A 16,425-nucleotide genomic window follows, 5' to 3' on the forward strand; every position below is an offset into this window, starting at 1 on the left:
CTAGCCTCCGCGACATGGCACGGCTGCCGTACTTGAGTTCGCGCCTGCAGGGCTACCAGTCGACGATCTTCGCTGAGATGTCGGCGCTGGCGGTGCGGACCGGTGCCATCAATCTCGGCCAGGGCTTCCCCGACACCGACGGGCCCACCGAAGTGCTCGAAGCAGCGGTCGCAGCGATACGCAGCGGTACCGCGAACCAGTACCCGCCTGGCATCGGCATTCCGGAATTGCGGCAGGCAGTCGCCCGGCACCAGAAGCGCTTCTGGGACATGGATGTCGACCCGGACAGCGAAGTGCTCATCACGGCCGGTGCGAGCGAGGCGCTGGCCGCGAGCATCTTGGCGCTGACCGAGGTCGGCGACGATGTGCTCACGTTCGAGCCGTGGTACGACCTGTACGGCGCTGTGATCTCCATGTCAGGCGCCGTGCGCAAGGTGGTTACGCTTCGCCCGCCGGATTACGGGTTCGATCCGGACGAGTTGGCGGCGGCGGTGACGCCGCGCACCCGAATGCTGGTGCTCAACAGCCCGCACAACCCGACCGGCAAGGTGTTCAGCCGGGCCGAGTTGGAGGCCATTGCGGCAGTGGCCGTCGAGCGCGATCTCATCGTGGTGACCGACGAGGTGTACGAGCACTTGGTGTTCGACGGCGAGCACATCCCCATCGCCACGCTGCCCGGCATGGCCGACCGCACCGTCACCATCTCCAGCGGCGGCAAGACCTTCGCCGTGACCGGCTGGAAGATCGGCTGGGTGTGCGCCCGTCCGGAGCTGGTGGCGGCAGTGCGCACAGCCAAGCAATGGCTCACCTACGTCAGCGGTGGGCCGTTTCAGCATGCGATTGCCGCCGGGCTGGACCTGGGCGACGACTACTTCACCGGCCAGGCTGATGACCTGCGCGCCAAGCGGGATCGCCTGTCAGCGGGCCTTCGCTCGACGGGCCTCGAGGTATTCGAGCCCTCAGGCACCTACTTCATCACTGCCGATATCCGGTCGATCGGGCACGACGACGGCGTCGAGTTCTGCTGGTGCCTGCCAGAACGAATCGGCGTCGCGGCAGTGCCCAACGTGGTCATGTACGACAACGTCGACGAAGGCCGCCACCTCGTCCGCTTCGCCTTCTGCAAGCAGCACGACGTCCTCGACGCCGCCATCGAGCGCCTCCGCTCGCTCTAGCGCTGCCGAGTCGGCGCCGGGGGGGCCGATCCGTTCCAGCTATCGGGGCTGCTGCGGGAAGAGGGTGACGGCGAGCGCGGAGCCGATCACGCCGCCGCCGGTGGACAGCACGAGGTCGGCAACCGTGTCGTCGTAGGTGAGGTCGAGCCCGCCGCCCGCGCCGGTCTCGGCCACGATCCACTCGGCCGCTTCCCAGCCCACGATGGCCAGCGCTCCGAGTCCGGCGCCGAGCAGCCAGGCATCTCTGCGTGAGGGGCGCGCAGCGCTCCCGCCGCGGCGGTAGCGCCAGGCGTGGAACGCCCCGACGAGCAGGATCCAGTTGAGCGTGTGCAGCACGTCGTCGGTGGCGTCGAACGTGTCGTAGACGTAGGCCAGGTTGCCGAGCGTGTCGATGAGGAACGGGGCAACGATGAGCACGTCGGCAGTGGCCGGGTACGGCCGGAACCGTCCGCGCCATGCCAACGGCACCACCACCGCCGACAGCATGAACAGAGGGAAGCGAAACGCCATTCCCTTGCCCTCGAGATGGTCGAGCGGCACCGCGATGGCCACCACGAAGCACAGCGCCAGCGCCACCTTGAATGCCATCGCCACGGCGACGGCGTGGGGGCGGGCGTCGAGGGCGGCGACGCCGCTGAGTCGGCTGCAGCCGGTTGCGCGCGTCACTGTTCGCAGGCCGAGTTCAGGAGCGGGCTCGCAGGGGGGCGATGACGCCTTCGGCGAACTCGTTGAGCATGGCCAGTTCTTGGTCCTGGGTGAAGTAGCCGACGTGATGCCACAGGAAGAACTCGGTGACGCCGAACTCTTCGTGCAGCGAGGACACGTGGTCGAGTTCTTCTTCCCGGCTGCCTCGCCACACGCGCCCCATCGGCACCACGTAGGGCGGTGCGTTGTATGCCCAGTTGAACAGCTCCTCGAAGCCGTCATAGAGGTCCGCGGCCTCGGCTGGGGTGCGGCCCATCGTGAGGTGGCCGCCGATCGCCAGCGCATCGGCCGCTGTGGTGTCACGCCCCGAGTTCTGCGCTTCTTCCAGGTAGATGTCCAACGCCGTGCCGATGAAGCTCTGCCGCTCGGGGGCTACGAAGCTGACCATCTTGCCGCCCTCGCGGGCCCAGAACTTCGAGGTCTCCATGCTGTAGCTGAACGGCGCGTACACCGGCGGGTGCGGCTGCTGCAGCGGTCGGGGCACGATGCCGATCTCGCGCAGCGTCTTGTTCTCGTCGACTGCCGTCGGGTCGAAGTCGTCGGTGGGCGGGAAGTGCCACTCCATCTCGGGCGGGGCCTGCCAGAACTCGCCCTGGATCGACACCTTGTCCTGGGTCCACAGCGACTTCACCAGGTGCCAGTTCTCATACAGGGCCCGGCGGCTTCGCTGGTCGGCCTCCGACTTGTCGGACTCGGTGGAGGTGATGCCGAGGTGCTGGCCGAACGTGCCGGTCCAGCGGGGCGTGTTGCCGCGAGTGAAGCCCACGAAGGTGCGCCCGCCGGTGAAGTGGTCGAGCATGGCGATGTTCTCGGCGAGCTGGATCGGATTCACGGCGGTGAGGTTCATGCCGAGCTGGCCGACCCGCATCCGCTCGGTGTGCTGGGCCACGAAGTAGTCCCAGAACAGCGGGTTGGTGGTGGTCTCGATGCCCTCCACCTGCATGTGCTGCTCGGTCATGGCGAAGCCGTCGTAGCCGACCGACTCGGCGAACTGCATCTGGGTCCGGATGTGATCCATGAGGGTCTGCCAGCGCTCAGGCATCGACCCGGCCAGGCCGATCTGCTCGCCGCGACGGCGCATGTACGGCACCACGAGGATCGTGAAACGGAAGTCGGTCATCGGGACTCGGGGTCCTTTCGGTTCACCGCTTCTTGTCGCAGCGGCCGCACAGACTGCAACACTAGGAAACCGGCTGGTTCCCGAACCGGCCAACCCAGCGTCATCCGAGTGGGGAGGAACCGCCAGATGCCCAAGTTCGAGCCCACCGCAGGGCGGGGACTGCATCCCATCGAGAACGCCCCGATCCCGGAGATCCGAGCGCTCCAGCTCGAACGGCTGAAATGGAGCCTGGCGCACGCCTACGCACATGTGCCCGCATACCAGCAGCTGTTCGACGAGGCGGGCGTCCACCCGTCCGATCTGCGCACCCTCGACGACCTGGCGCGCTTCCCGTTCACGTCCAAGACCGAGCTGCGCGAGAACTACCCCTTCGGCATGTTCGCCGTGCCGCGGGAGCAGGTGCTGCGAGTGCATGCCTCGTCGGGCACCACGGGGAAGCCGACTGTGGTCGGCTACACGCAGTCCGACTTGGACATGTGGGCGCACGTGTTCGGGCGTTCGCTGATGGCGGCAGGTGTGCGGCCGGGCGATGTGGTTCATGTCTCCTATGGCTACGGGCTGTTCACCGGCGGGCTCGGTGCGCATTACGGGGCCGAGCAGTACGGGTGCACTGTGGTGCCGGCCTCGGTCGGGCAGACGGCCCGGCAGGTGCAGCTGCTGGTGGACTTCGACGCCGATGTGCTGTGCGCGACGCCGTCGTACGCGCTGGTCGTCGCCGACGAGTTCCGCAACCAGGGCATCGACCCGGCGTCGACGTCGCTGCGGGTGGGGATATTCGGCGCGGAACCGTGGTCGGAGGCGATGCGGGCCGAGCTCGAGGAGGCCTTCGGCATCGACGCCGTCGACATCTACGGCCTCTCGGAGGTCATCGGCGGCGGTGTCGCCAACGAGTGCGTGGAGACGAAGGACGGGCCGACGATCTGGGAGGACCACTTCTATCCCGAGGTCATCGACCCTGACTCGGGCGAAGTGCTGCCCGAAGGCGACACGGGCGAGCTGGTGTTCACATCGCTGACCAAGGTGGCGATGCCGGTCATCCGGTACCGCACCCGCGACATCTGCTCATTGCAACCTGGCACGGCTCGTTCGATGCGTCGCATGGGACGGGTCGCTGCACGCAGCGACGACATGCTCATCATCCGTGGCGTCAATGTCTTCCCGAGCCAGTTCGAGGAGCTGGTGTCCGCAGATCCGAGGCTGACCGGTCATTTCTTCCTCGAGGTGCACTCCCAGGGCCGGATGGAGGGCATCACGGCGGTGCTGGAGCCCAAGCCCGACACCGGCGACCACGAGGCGATTGCTGCGGACTTCGTCGGCACGGTGCGCCAGCGCATCGGCATCGCCGTCGACGTCCGCACTGTCGAGCCCGAAGGAATCCCGCGCTCGGAAGGCAAGGCGCAGCGAGTCCGCGACCTCCGGGGCTGAGCGAGGGGGTTGCGCGCTACGGTGCGGCTGCCCCCGATTCGAAGGAGACGGTCATGAGCTTTGTGGAGATGCGGCGCTACCGACTGAAGGTGGGCGCACCCGAGCACTGGGTCAAGGTGTACTTCGAGAAGGGCTACGAGGCGCAGCGCAAGTTCCTGGGCGAGCCCGTCGGCTACTACACCACCGAGTTCGGCGGCATTAACGAGATCATCCACATGTGGCGCTACGACACGCTCGAGGAGAGGGCCCAAAAGCGCAAGGCGCTCTTCGAGGACCCCGAGTGGCTTGAGTTCGTGAAGGAGATCGCTCCGCTTGTTGAGACGCAGGAAAACGCGATCCTGCGCGACATCTTCGAGGCCTGAGCACGCAGTCATGCCGAACACGATGATGGACACTTGGGCCTCCGGGGGCGAGACGCTGGGCACCTGGCTGTCGATGGCCTCCAGCCATTCGGCCGAGATCGCTGGGCGTGCCGGCTTCGACTACGTCTGCGTGGACATGCAGCACGGCGTGGCCGACTATCAGGTTGCTGTGGAGATGATCCAGGCTGTGGAGATGGGCGGCGGAACACCCATCGCGCGGGTGCCGTGGAACGAGCCGGGCATCATCGGGCGAGTGCTGGATGCCGGCGCTCGGGGTGTCGTGATTCCGATGGTGAACTCGGTCGCCGAAGCGCAGGCGGCAGTTGCAGCATGCAAGTACCCGCCGCTGGGTGCTCGCAGCTTCGGCCCGATATTGGTGGCCGCCCGGGCTGCGGCGGGAGAGAACTACTTCGAGGTGGCGAACGACACCACCGCCTGCATTCCCATGATCGAGACCCGACAGGCGGTCGAGGCGCTCGATGAGATCTTGGCGATCGATGGCGTTGACGCGATCTACGTCGGGCCGGCCGATCTGTCCATCAGCTACGGCTACGGCCCTGGCTACACCGACGACAATGCCGACTACAAGGCCGCGCTGGAGCACATCGCTGAACGCTGTGCCGCTCACGGCGTGGTGGCCGGCATCCACTCGACGGCGGCGTTGTCGGCCGATCGGCGTGGCAAGGGCTACCGCATGCAGACCGTCGCCGGCGACGCCATGGCATTGGGTCGCGGCATCGCCCGCGACCTGCGCACCGCCCGCGAGTCCGGTGTGGGCGAGGCGACCACGGGAGCCGACTCCAAGATCTACTGAGCTACCTCCGGATCTTCGGAATCGTCGCGGTCAACGAGAGCCCTGGCTCGCCGCGCCGCCGTGGTCGCGGCTGCGCCAGCGCGGCCAGCAGCCCGCGCAGCATCGGCCGTTGCTGTTCCGGCTGCAGCCGCCGCTCCGGCCGTTGCCTTTCCGGAGGCGACTGCCTGTTCGGCCGTGAATCGCCCGGCGGTCGACGCTGAGTTCGCGACGAACTTGCCCGCAGCCGCCGTGCCGCTTACGACGCCACGGCCTGCGGCAGCAGCCGTGTCCCCGATGACATCGCCAAAGGCAATGGCCTGTTGAGAGACTTGGCGGACCACCGTCGCCGCGTCTTCCTTGACGAAGCTGTGGACTGCATTCAACGTCACGTCTTCGGTCGCGACGTGCGCGAGCACTCCGGCGGTGACACCCGCGAGCAGCGCAACGCCAGCGGGACCGCCAGCGACGCCGACGAGCGCAATGGCGCCCAGGCTGGCCCCGGTGCCGATTGCGCCCTTGAGCCCGCCCTCAGCCAGCTCGACGTACTCGTCTGCATGGTTCGCCTTGTGGAAGGCGCGCCCGAAGGCGACGACCGACACCGCTAGCAGTAGTGGGTTCGCGCTCACGGCTGCCGACATGCCCATGCCCGCTGCAAGGCTCGCGAATGACTCGGTCTCGGCAGTGTTCCAGCCGAAAATCAGCGAGACCACGCCGACGGTGCCGCCCAGCAGTTCGCCGACGTCGTAGGAATTCAGGTCGTAGAACCAGTCTTTGGGTATGCCGAAGGTTGACTGGAGCGAGCCTGCAACGGAGTCGTACGTGGACTTGTCCCAGTTGGCCAGGGGCAGACCCTTCGGTGTGGACACGTCTCGAAGCAGGCCCTGCATCCCGCCGAGTGCTTCCTGGAGGAGGGTGTCGTCTTGTGACGCTCCGTGAGTCTCCTTGATCGCCCCCCAGAGGGTGTGACCGCCATCGAACAGGCGGTGGTATCCGCCGCCGATGTGGGTTGCGAGGTACTCGGCGTCCATGGCCTTGTCGTAGATGGTGGCCTTGCCCTTCACGGCTGCTTGCACCAGATCGTTCAACTGAGGTGACAGGTCGCTTGCCACCAGTCCTTGGGCTGCGGCGAACAGTTGCGCTGTCCGCTCAGACGTGGAGTCGAGCAGCCACCGTGCGCCAGCGGCAACGGCTCGTCCGCCCTGCCTGCCGGCCGCAAGCGCGGAATCCGAGATCTTCTTGACCCGTCCGCTGTCAACGTTCTCGAGGCCCAGTTCAGTTCCTTCAGGTTTGATCCGGTCGGTGTCGTCGGGGTCCGCGGTTTCTGCAGTGGGACTGGGAGACGTCGACTCCTCCTGAATTCGTTCAGATCGACTCATTTTGGCGAGGTTACGAAGAAGAGGTCGTCTGACGGTCGCCTCACACGCTGCGACGGGTTGGGCGGCTGACGGGCGGGCCGTGCGCCATTCGTGTGACACCCCCTTCGTACGGTTGTTCCCATGTTGAGGAACGGCTCTGGCGGGGCCCGGCGAGCTGGCGAGGGCATTGCTGTGGGCGCTGAACGCGGCGCTGCCGAAGAAGCGTCCGCTGAGCTCTTCACCACCGATCCAGCTCCCGACGGCGGCCCTGTTGGCCCCGACCGCAGCCCCAACGTGGGCGGCGCCACTGTCGACCCGTCGGCGTCGTTGTTGCTGTGTCGGTTGAGCGGTGAGACGCTGGCGGGGTTGGGGCGCGACGCGCTGTTGGGTGTGCTGGGCGATATCGAGCGGGTGGCGAACCGGCTGGCGGGCTACCGGGCCGAGGTGCTGGGCGCGCTGGATGCGTTGAGCCGCTCGGGTGCGGCGCCCGATGCCGCACCGCACCTGTCATTGCGCGACGCGGCGGGGGTGTCCGAGCGTGACGCCCGCCGCATAGTCCGCGGTGCCGAGAAGGCCCGCGAGCACGGCGTGGTGCTGGAGGCGCTGTCGGAGGGCGGCATCAACGCTTCCCAAGCCGAAGCACTGTGCGACGCGCGTGTGCCTGACGGGGTGCGCGCCGAGCTGGTGGCCGCCGCGGCGGGCGAGGACACCGACGCCACCCGCCGCCGGGTGCGCCAGGCCGAGGCCGACCACTCAGTCGAGACCCCGATGGAGCGATTCGAGCGGCAGCGTCAGGCTCGCAGCGCGGGCTGGCAGCGCGACCACGAAGGAATGCTGCGGTTGTGGGCCAAGCTCGACCCCGAGGTCGGCGCCGCGGTCGAAGCCAATCTCGAGGCGCTGCGTCGCCAGTACTGGCTCGACGACAAGCAGGTCCGCAGCGGGCGCCGCACCCCCGCCCAGCGCGACGCCGACGTTCTCGCCTACGTCTTGGCGGGCATCACCCTCACCGACACCGCCGCAGTCGACCGGCTCCGCGCACGCAGCCGACGCGATCGCCTCCCGACACACGAGCCCGCTGCGGGCGACGAAGCAGCGATCGGGCGCAAGCTGCCGCCCGCGCAGATCAGCATCCTGATCGAGCTCGACGCCCTGCGCGGCCGCACCGACGCCATGGGCCTCACCGACGCCGGGGTCGAGCTGCCGCCCGAGATCGTGCGACGCCTCGCCTGCGACGCCGAGATCATCCCCATGATCCTCGCCGGCCCCGGCGGACCCGCCGACGTCGGCCGATCCAGCCGCACCGTGCCATCGAGACTGCGACGGCTGCTCATCGCACGCGACAAACACTGCCAATGGCCCGGCTGCAACCAGCCGCCCTCACGCTGCGACGCCCACCACATCCACCACTGGACCCACGGCGGCCCCACCAACCTCAACAACTTGGTGCTGCTGTGCCACCGGCACCACCATCATCTCCACCAGCACGGCCACACAATGGTCCCCCAACCCGACGGCACCTGGACCACCACCCAAACAACCGAACCCGAACCGGCAACCAGACCGCAGCAAACCACCCGCCAACCCCGCGGCCCCTAAACCGAGCGAGACGGGCCGCGGCGCCCAACCCCGGGCGAGGCGGGCTTCCGCGCCTCACAGCTGCTCTGCTGGCCCTCAGGGCATTGATGTAACACCCCCTCCTTACCTTGGATACCAGTCAGGCGGCGGCCGATCAGCGGCCCCGCAACCCGGCGAGATCGGCTCTTTCAGCGGACGAGGCGGGGTCTGGATGAGAGGAAAGAGAATGGGAACATCATCAACCAACGGTGGGCTAAACGGAGAGCTCGAGCGGAGCAGCACGGCACCGTGGGCGCGCGACGGCGAGAGCGGAGCTGCGGCTGAACCAACACAGCAGGCGACGGGTACCGAGAACGCCACGAGCGGCAAGCAGGCCACGAGTCGCAGCAAGACCAAGGCCAGCAAGAAGGGCGGCAAGGGGTCGACATCTGACCGGTCGAAGGCGTGGATGCTGCTTGATCGGTCCGGGTCGATGTCTGGCCTTGAGGTAGCGGTCGTGCACGGCGTCAACAGGCTCATCGCGGAACAGGCCGCTCTGCCTGGCAAGTGCAAGATCACCCTCGTCCAGTTCGATTCCGAGGATCCGTTCGAGATCCTCGCCGACGCTGTGCCGGTGAACAAGGCGTGCCCGCTGTCAGTGGAGCAGTATCGCCCCCGCGCCGCGACGCCTCTTCTGGATGCGATCGGCTCGCTGATCGGGCGGGCCGATGAGCGAGCGAAGCGACGCAGCAAATCTGGCAAGGCGCCCGAGGATCAAACTGTCGTGATCGTTACCGATGGCCTTGAGAACGCAAGCACCGACTTCGCTTGGGCCGATATCCACTGGCTCATCAGCAGCCGGCGCGAGCAGGGTTGGGCGTTCGTCTTCATGGGTGCCAACCAAGACTCATACTTCGAGGGCGCTCGGCTGGGAGTCGAGCCCGGAAACGTGCAGAACTATGAGGCCTCCGACGAAGGTGTCGGCGAGGCATTCGCGTCGGTGAGCCGGGCCTACAGCGAGCGGCGAACGATGCACGCCACTGTGGGTTCTGCGCCCGACGACGACTTCTTCGGGGGAGTACGCGAGGCCGAGGAGGGAATGCGGCGGCGCTCCGCCTGATCTCAGCGGCGCCTGGCCCGCCGTAGGTACGCTCCCCAGCGGGGCTGGACCTGGAGGGGAACGTGGACGTCGACTATCCAATCATCTCGGCCGACTCGCACATCGCTGAGGCGCGCAACACCTACGTCGACTACATCGAGCCGAAGTGGCGGGATGTCGCGCCGCGGGTGGAGTGGACCGAGGAGCGCGGCGACGTCTATGTCATCGATGGCATGAAGCGCACCATCGACATGGGCCTCATCGCCGCCGCCGGTCAGAAACCTGAGGAGCTGAAGCGCAGCGCGGCGTATGAGGAGCTGCCGGCCAGCAGCTACGACCCGGCCACGCGGACCGCCGACCAGGATCGCGACGGTGTTTCTGCTGAGGTGATCTACCCGTCGGTGGGCATGGTGCTGTGCAACCACTCCGATCCGGATTACAAGAAGGCGGCCATGGACGCCTACAACCGGTGGATCGCCGACTACTGCTCGGTGGACACCGACCGGCTGCTGGCGGTGGGCCAGACCGCACTCCGCTCGGTGGAAGAGGCCATCAGCGACATCGAGGCCATGGCCGAAGCGGGCATGCGCGGCGTGATGATGTCGGGCAACCCGCACACGGAGTTCGACTTCGACGACCCCCGCTGGGATCCGTTCTGGCAGGCCGCTGTCGACCTCAATCTGCCCGTGTCGTGGCACATCCTCACCAGCCGCGGCCAAGGCCGGCCTCGGGGTCCGAAGGCGAACGCCTTCATGACCATCATCCGGGCCAACCAGGACATCATGGGCACGCTGGTGTTCGGGGGAGTGTTCGAGCGCAATCCCGGCTTGCGGGTGGTCTGCGTGGAGGCCGATGCCGGCTGGGTGCCGCACTACATGTACCGGATGGACCATGCCTACAAGCGCCACCGGTACTGGCTGCCGCCGGGACAGGAACTCTCCAAGCTGCCCAGCGAGTACTTCAGCGAGCACATCTACACCACGTTCCAAGACGACTGGGTCGCCTTCAAGATGGTCAACGACGTCAACCACAAGCGGCTCCTGTGGGCGAACGACTTCCCGCACTCAGACAGCACCTGGCCGTGGAGCCAGGAGCTGCTGGACGAGCACTCGGCGCACCTCACGCCGGAGCAGCAGCGCGACATCCTCTGCAATAACTCGGCCGAGCTGTACGACATCGACCTGTCGAAGCTGCCCGTCGGCGGCGACCGCTTGGCGGCTGCTGCAGCCTGAGACCGGCGTCTGATCAGAGCCGTTGAGACTGAGCCGTCGACACAGTCAAGCCGGCAGCCCGAACGGAGTCATCAACCGCGCCCCGGGTTCGCCCGCGTCCCGGGCTCGACCGCGCCTCAGGAGCAACTGCATCTCAGCATGAATCGCGTCCCGGACTTCATGAGACCGACGGGTACGGTGGGCACAGGCGCCGCGCGCGCTCGGCCGCGGCTCAGATTTCAGGAGCCCCCTCCATGCAAAGCCACGAAGTCGACTACGAAGTCTTCGGTGACGACCTGCAGTTCGTCGAGGTCGAGCTGGACCCCGGCGAAACGGTCATCGGCGAGGCCGGCACGATGATGTACCTCGAGGACGGCGTCACGTTCGAATCCAAGATGGGCGACGGCTCCGAGCCCGATGCGGGCCTGTGGGGCAAGCTCAAGTCGGCCGGCAAGCGAGCCATGACGGGCGAAGGCTTGTTCATCACCCACTTCACCAACACCGGTGGGCACGGCAAGGTCAAGGCGGCGTTCGCTGCGGCCTACCCCGGCAAGATCATCCCGGTGGACCTGGCCAAGATGGGCGGCGAGATCATTGCCCAGCGAGACGCATTCCTGTGCGCCGCACTGGGGACGAAGATCGACATCGCCTTCCAGCGGGGCATCGGTACCGGACTCTTCGGCGGGGAGGGGTTTGTGCTCCAGCGCCTGTCGGGCGATGGCATGGCGTTCCTGCATGCAGGCGGATCGATCAGAGCGATTCAGCTCAACAATCAGACTGTCAGGCTCGACACCGGCTGCCTGGTCGCCATGCAACCGTCGCTGCAGTACTCGATCGAGCGCGCCGGCAACCTCAAGTCGATGTTCTTCGGCGGCGAGGGTCTGTTCCTTGCGACCGTGTCGGGGAGCGGCTGGGTGTGGCTCCAGTCGCTGCCGTTCGAGCGTCTGTCGTCACGGGTGCTCGCCAACGCAGTCGGTCCGGCGTCTGATGACTCGCGTGGCGTCCTGTCGGGCTGGCTGGAACGGAGCTAGACACACTGGCCCTTGACGGTCCGCGCCAACCGACCGAGGCGTAGGGTCTTGCCGGTGAAGCTTGCATCGGGCCGGGTCACGGTCGACGACCTCTTCGAGGCACAGGAGGCGTTTCACTCGCGCGGCTGGACTGACGGGCTACCCGTGGTGCCGCCCACCGACGAATCTGTGGCGGCGTGCCTGGATTGGGCGATGCTGCCGCCGGATCATCTCATCGGCATCGAGCCGGTGCGGGCACGGGCCATCACCGCGGAGAAAGCAGCCGTCAATGCCGTCATGGCGGGATGCCTGCCGCCGCACTTCCCGGTCGTCGTGACTGCCCTCACGGCCCTGCTGCAACCCGAGTTCGGCCTCCATGGGCCCACGGCGTCCACGGGCGGGTGCGCGGTGCTGCTGATCGTCAACGGCCCCATCCGGCAGGAGCTGGCCATGGACGCCACGTTCAGCGTGCTCGGGGGAGCCGACCGGTCGCGCGCCGTCATCGCACGGGCAGTGCGGCTGGTGCTGGCCAACGTGCTCGATGTCAGGCCTGGCGGCATCGACCGCTCCACCCTCGGCCATCCCGGCAAGCTCGGCTACTGCATCGCCGAGGACGAGGAGGCGACCGGCTGGGTGTCGCTGGGCGATCAGCGGCTCGGCACCGCACCCGCCGAGCGAGGCCATGTGTCGTCGGTGACCGCAGTGGCCTCGATGGCGCCCCGACAGGTCATGAACGAGTGGACCACCGACCCCGCCGAACTGTGCGAGACCCTCGCTGCTGAGATTCGCGCCAACCAGCTCAACTACTCCATCTGGCCGGGCAACTACGTGGTAGTGCTGCCCCCGCAGCTGCGGACCCACTTCGACACGGCCGGCTGGACCAAGCACGACATCGCTGCCTGCGTGTACGAGCGGGCCCAGGTGCGCCGAGGCGACTGGGCGGCCGTCGGCAAGGGAGCGGTCGTCAAGGACCGTGCCGAGCGCACCTATCCGGCGCTCGAATCGCCGGAAGATCTGCTGATCGTTGCCGCAGGCGGGCCGGCAGGCGGCTTCGCAGCGGTCATCCCGCCCTGGCTCGGCACCCGAAGCCACGCAGCCACGGTGGCGGTCGGCGCCTGCGTGGATTGCGAGATCAGCTGATCTACGCGACCAATCAGGCCGTTAGTCGCGCCAAACTCCGACCATGAACGATGTCCGCAGCTCGCAACTGCCGGCGACCGGCTACTCCGGGCTGTTAGCTGAGCTGCCAGACCACTACCTCGCGTCGGTCGAGGACTACCACCGGCTGGCGTATGCCGTGCTCGGCGAGGCGCGCTGGGCGGCCACCGGCCGGTTCGGCTTGCGCAGCCTCGAGGTGGGCTTCGGCACGCCGGTCTTCCAGGTGACGATGGGCCGTGCTGGTGAGATGGAGTGCCAGGTGTGGGTCGACGGCGATGAGCTGTTCGCCACCGAGGGCGGCGTGGAGCGTGCCATGCCTATCACCACGCTGAATGCAGCAGCAGCGTTCGCGGGTGTGTCGCCCGGTACCGAGGCGCGCGAACACGACAGCCCCGAACTGGGCGATCCCGATCGCTGGCTGCGCGTCAGCCCCGAGATGGGCGCGCACCTGGCGGCGTGGTTCCGTCTCGGCAAGCGGGCGCTCGGTCAGTTGCACGAGCTGCCCGACACGGTCGAGCCCGACGAGATCCAGCTCTGGCCGGGGCACTTCGACATTGCGACGGCCATCGGCGATGCTGAGACACGGGCCACCTATGGCCTGTCGCCCGGTGATGCTGGGCACTCCTTCCCCTACGCCTACGTGGGGCCGTGGGGCGAGGTGGATCGCAGTGATCCGTATTGGAACGACGCAGCGTTCGGCGGGGCCTCGTTGCCGTACGCGGAGATCGTCGCGGCGAGCGACCCCGCTGGCGCGGTGTTCGAATTCCTGTACGCAGGCTTCGACAACATCAATGGCTGACACTGATCAGCTCATGGCAGCATGTAGCTGACCGGTGCTCGCCGAGGCAAGTTGTCGACTCAGGCCAACAAGGAGGGCAGGGTGGAACTGCTGAACCCGACTCACGAACAGGATCCGGAAGGGTTCGCAGCACCGGCGCGGCTCGCCACGCTCGAAGGCGCCACCATCGGGATCATCTCGAATGGCAAGGAGAACACCCGGCCGTTCTTCGACCACATGGAACGGCTCCTGCGCGACCGCCACGGCGTGGCCAAGGTGATCCGCCGGATCAAGCCCAACTACAGCGCGCCTGCCCAGCATGAGCTGCTGGCCGAGGCGATGGGCTGGGACGCCGTGCTGGCCGGCGTGGGCGACTGAGGCAGCTGCTCGTCGTGCAGTCTGCACGACGCCGTCGCTGCCGAACGGGTCGGCGTGCCTGCGATCAGCGTGATGACCAGTGCCTTTGTGAGTGCCGCCGAGCTGATGGCTCGGGTGCAGGGCGTGCCGGACCATCCGTTCACCGTGATCGAGCACCCCATCGCCAGCGCCGATGACGCAGGGCTCGAAGCCCGGGCCGCAACGGCGGTAGAGCAGGCCGTCAAGGTGCTGCTAGCGCACTAGCTTCGGGCTGCGCCCGCAGACCGGCGGGCCGCACCGACGAACGCTCCGGCCCATCCGCCGGGCGTCTCGAACCCAGGAGCAGAGCACGATGGTGAATCCCATCCCCGACGACTACCCGCGCATCTCGGTGTCGATGAGCATCGACGGTGCCGCAGACGCCATCGCGTTCTACACCGAGATTCTGGGTTTTACCGAGCGGATGCGCATCGACATGGGCGGCAAGATCGGCCACTCGGAGTTGCAATTGGGCGACTCGCTCATCATGGTGGCCGACGAGTTTCCGGAGATGGAGTTCCACTCGCCCAAGCACTACGGCGGCTCGCCGATGCAACTGAGCCTGTATGTGGAAGACGTCGACGCCACACATGCGGCTGCGCTCGCGGCGGGCGCCACCGAGGTGCGGCCGATCGTGGACCAGTTCTACGGCGACCGCTCCGGCATGATCGAGGATCCGTGGGGCCATCGCTGGAACCTCGCGACCCACATCGAAGACATCGATGCCGACGAGATGGCACGCCGCTCGGAAGCCGCCATGGCTGAGATGGGCGAAGGCTGACAGAGCCTGACCGACCCTGATCCTCGGCTCCCTCCGGCGCTGCGGATCACTGCACGGCACCGTCCGTGCGCCACCCGACGATTGCTGCTGGCGCTGCGGAGACGGCGAACAGCGCTGCAGCGATCGCCAGCGCGAACGGCACTGAGACGATCTGCGCCACCGTTCCCAAGGCCAAGCCGATCGACACTTCTCCCACCGCCTGGGATTGCCCGACGAATGAGACCACCGTGGCGCGAACTGACGAGTCGGTGTGGCGGTTCGCCATCGCTTCGGTGAGCGAGTACGCCGTCTCGCCGGCCACGTCGAGAATGGCCCAGCCGATGAGAGCGATCGTGAACCACGGGCTCAGCGCCAGCGCCAGCGCGCCTGCTGCGGCGATCGTCAGGAATCGCGCGAGCAGGAAGGCGTCCCGCCGAGCGGTTCGCTGGTCGGCTTGATCAAGGCGCCGGCGCAGCCACGCCATCATCGGGATCGCCAGTGCGGACATGACGAACCAGACTGCGCCGAAGAACAGCACCGCCTCCCGGCCATCGAGCTGGGTGAGGCCCAGATCGAACAGCCGCAGGGCGGAGAGACGATCGTTGGCTTCCCACGCTCCGGCGGCGATCGTGGCTGACAGGGTCACTGCCAGCAGCGACGGATTGCGACGGACAAGCCGTGCGCCTCGTTTCCAGAGCGCGATCGCGTCTTTCCAAGCGCTGGTATGGGCGGGTCTGGGTGCGCCGCTGGCCCGGCGCCGCGGCGACTCGAACCCGGCTTCGGGCATCATGATGGCCAGGTAGCCGGCTGCTGCGATCGCCAGCATCCCCATCACGGCCATCGACCCCCGGACCGACCAGGCGCCCATGGCGGTGGCGGCGACAAGACCGACCATGACGCCCACGGAACGGAAGATGGCATGGCGCACGATGAGCCCGTCCACCTGGCGGCTGTGATCGCTGCGGGTGCTGCCGCTGTCATCTGCTTCGGTGTCGTCGCCCGAGGTCGAGGACTCGACGGGCATCAGCGCGGCACTGCGGTGCGAATGTGAGGCGTGGTGGGCGAGCTCGTCGGTCATCCACGCTGTGGCAGCGCCGCTCTGCAGCGTCCAGCCGACACCCCACAGCACTTGCCAGATGACGAGAACGCCGAACAGCTCGGTGACGGGGCCCAAAGCCATTGCCGCGCCCATCACGACGTAGGCCGCGACCACGGAGTACTTGCGGCTATAGAGGTCAGCAACCACGCCAGTCGGCGTCTCGGTCACGAGAATCGACAGCACCAGCGCGGTGCCGAGCACCGCAAGCCGGAATGGCGACAGCCGCAGATCCACCACCCACCAGACCATCGCTGGCAGGCCCCACGAGAATGCCAAGCCTTGCACGCCGCCTGTCAGCAGGAACAGCCGATCCGGACGGTGCCGCACGACGCCGCAGCCTATGGACCCCCGATAGGGCAAGATTCACCCGGTTCGACAACAGGCACTTGTCAGCGAGCCGCGAGCTGAGAGCGACCAGGAGGCCC

16 protein-coding genes are annotated in these 16,425 nt (G+C 67.3%); 12 read left to right on the forward strand and 4 right to left on the reverse strand.

Features of this window, described 5'->3' with window-relative positions; all coding sequences use genetic code 11:
- Positions 1 to 14 precede the first annotated feature (14 nt).
- Positions 15 to 1,175 (forward strand): pyridoxal phosphate-dependent aminotransferase, encoded by a 1,161-nt coding sequence (locus tag ACOGXE_RS11210; RefSeq protein ID WP_419930997.1) that lies wholly within the window; start codon positions 15 to 17, stop codon positions 1,173 to 1,175.
- Positions 1,176 to 1,214: 39 nt separating this feature from the next.
- On the opposite strand, the gene ACOGXE_RS11215 is transcribed toward ACOGXE_RS11210, so the two are convergent.
- The gene (locus ACOGXE_RS11215; RefSeq protein WP_419930998.1) at positions 1,215 to 1,841 is read right to left on the reverse strand and encodes a hypothetical protein; all 627 of its coding nucleotides are present in this window, start codon (positions 1,839 to 1,841) and stop codon (positions 1,215 to 1,217) included.
- A gap of 16 nt (positions 1,842 to 1,857) precedes the next feature.
- A complete protein-coding gene (locus ACOGXE_RS11220; protein WP_419930999.1) occupies positions 1,858 to 3,000 on the reverse strand; it encodes an LLM class flavin-dependent oxidoreductase in 1,143 nt (380 codons plus the stop codon).
- Between the two features lie 126 nt (positions 3,001 to 3,126).
- Between ACOGXE_RS11220 and ACOGXE_RS11225 the strand changes: the two genes are divergently transcribed.
- Genes ACOGXE_RS11225 through ACOGXE_RS11235 form a run of 3 tightly spaced genes read left to right on the forward strand, consistent with a single transcriptional unit; the run spans position 3,127 to position 5,601 of the window.
- Entirely contained in the window at positions 3,127 to 4,425 is a 1,299-nt protein-coding gene (locus ACOGXE_RS11225) for an AMP-binding protein (RefSeq protein ID WP_419931001.1), read from the forward strand.
- Between the two features lie 53 nt (positions 4,426 to 4,478).
- A complete protein-coding gene (locus ACOGXE_RS11230) occupies positions 4,479 to 4,787 on the forward strand; it encodes an NIPSNAP family protein (RefSeq protein ID WP_419931002.1) in 309 nt (102 codons plus the stop codon).
- Between the two features lie 10 nt (positions 4,788 to 4,797).
- Positions 4,798 to 5,601 (forward strand): HpcH/HpaI aldolase family protein, encoded by an 804-nt coding sequence (locus ACOGXE_RS11235; RefSeq protein WP_419931003.1) that lies wholly within the window; start codon positions 4,798 to 4,800, stop codon positions 5,599 to 5,601.
- Here the strand turns inward: ACOGXE_RS11235 and ACOGXE_RS11240 are convergent.
- On the reverse strand, positions 5,595 to 6,956 hold the full coding sequence (locus ACOGXE_RS11240) for a hypothetical protein (RefSeq protein WP_419931004.1): 1,362 nt from the start codon (positions 6,954 to 6,956) through the stop codon (positions 5,595 to 5,597). The genes ACOGXE_RS11235 and ACOGXE_RS11240 overlap by 7 nt on opposite strands.
- Positions 6,957 to 7,076: 120 nt before the next feature.
- On the opposite strand from ACOGXE_RS11240, the gene ACOGXE_RS11245 reads away from it, so the two are divergent.
- The 8 genes from ACOGXE_RS11245 to ACOGXE_RS11280 all read left to right on the forward strand — a co-directional run bounded on the left by ACOGXE_RS11245 (position 7,077) and on the right by ACOGXE_RS11280 (position 14,922).
- On the forward strand, positions 7,077 to 8,531 hold the full coding sequence (locus ACOGXE_RS11245) for a DUF222 domain-containing protein (RefSeq protein ID WP_419931005.1): 1,455 nt from the start codon (positions 7,077 to 7,079) through the stop codon (positions 8,529 to 8,531).
- A 205-nt stretch (positions 8,532 to 8,736) separates the two neighbouring features.
- The gene (locus tag ACOGXE_RS11250; protein WP_419931006.1) at positions 8,737 to 9,609 is read left to right on the forward strand and encodes a vWA domain-containing protein; all 873 of its coding nucleotides are present in this window, start codon (positions 8,737 to 8,739) and stop codon (positions 9,607 to 9,609) included.
- Between the two features lie 62 nt (positions 9,610 to 9,671).
- A complete protein-coding gene (locus ACOGXE_RS11255) occupies positions 9,672 to 10,820 on the forward strand; it encodes an amidohydrolase family protein (protein ID WP_419931007.1) in 1,149 nt (382 codons plus the stop codon).
- Between the two features lie 233 nt (positions 10,821 to 11,053).
- Positions 11,054 to 11,830, forward strand: a complete 777-nt coding sequence (locus ACOGXE_RS11260; protein ID WP_419931008.1) for a TIGR00266 family protein — start codon at positions 11,054 to 11,056, stop codon at positions 11,828 to 11,830.
- Positions 11,831 to 11,884: 54 nt separating this feature from the next.
- On the forward strand, positions 11,885 to 12,949 hold the full coding sequence (locus ACOGXE_RS11265) for a hypothetical protein (protein WP_419931009.1): 1,065 nt from the start codon (positions 11,885 to 11,887) through the stop codon (positions 12,947 to 12,949).
- Between the two features lie 43 nt (positions 12,950 to 12,992).
- A complete protein-coding gene (locus tag ACOGXE_RS11270) occupies positions 12,993 to 13,766 on the forward strand; it encodes a hypothetical protein (protein ID WP_419931010.1) in 774 nt (257 codons plus the stop codon).
- 81 nt (positions 13,767 to 13,847) lie between these two features.
- Positions 13,848 to 14,366, forward strand: a complete 519-nt coding sequence (locus ACOGXE_RS11275; RefSeq protein WP_419931011.1) for a UGSC family (seleno)protein — start codon at positions 13,848 to 13,850, stop codon at positions 14,364 to 14,366.
- 88 nt (positions 14,367 to 14,454) lie between these two features.
- The gene (locus ACOGXE_RS11280; RefSeq protein WP_419931012.1) at positions 14,455 to 14,922 is read left to right on the forward strand and encodes a VOC family protein; all 468 of its coding nucleotides are present in this window, start codon (positions 14,455 to 14,457) and stop codon (positions 14,920 to 14,922) included.
- 46 nt (positions 14,923 to 14,968) lie between these two features.
- Here ACOGXE_RS11280 and ACOGXE_RS11285 read toward each other — a convergent pair whose 3' ends face one another.
- Positions 14,969 to 16,327, reverse strand: coding sequence for a hypothetical protein (locus tag ACOGXE_RS11285; protein ID WP_419931013.1), 1,359 nt, complete (start codon positions 16,325 to 16,327; stop codon positions 14,969 to 14,971).
- Between the last annotated feature and the right edge of the window lie 98 nt (positions 16,328 to 16,425).

Source organism: Candidatus Poriferisodalis sp. (genome assembly GCF_965208555.1).
GTDB lineage: Bacteria > Actinomycetota > Acidimicrobiia > Acidimicrobiales > Poriferisodalaceae > Poriferisodalis.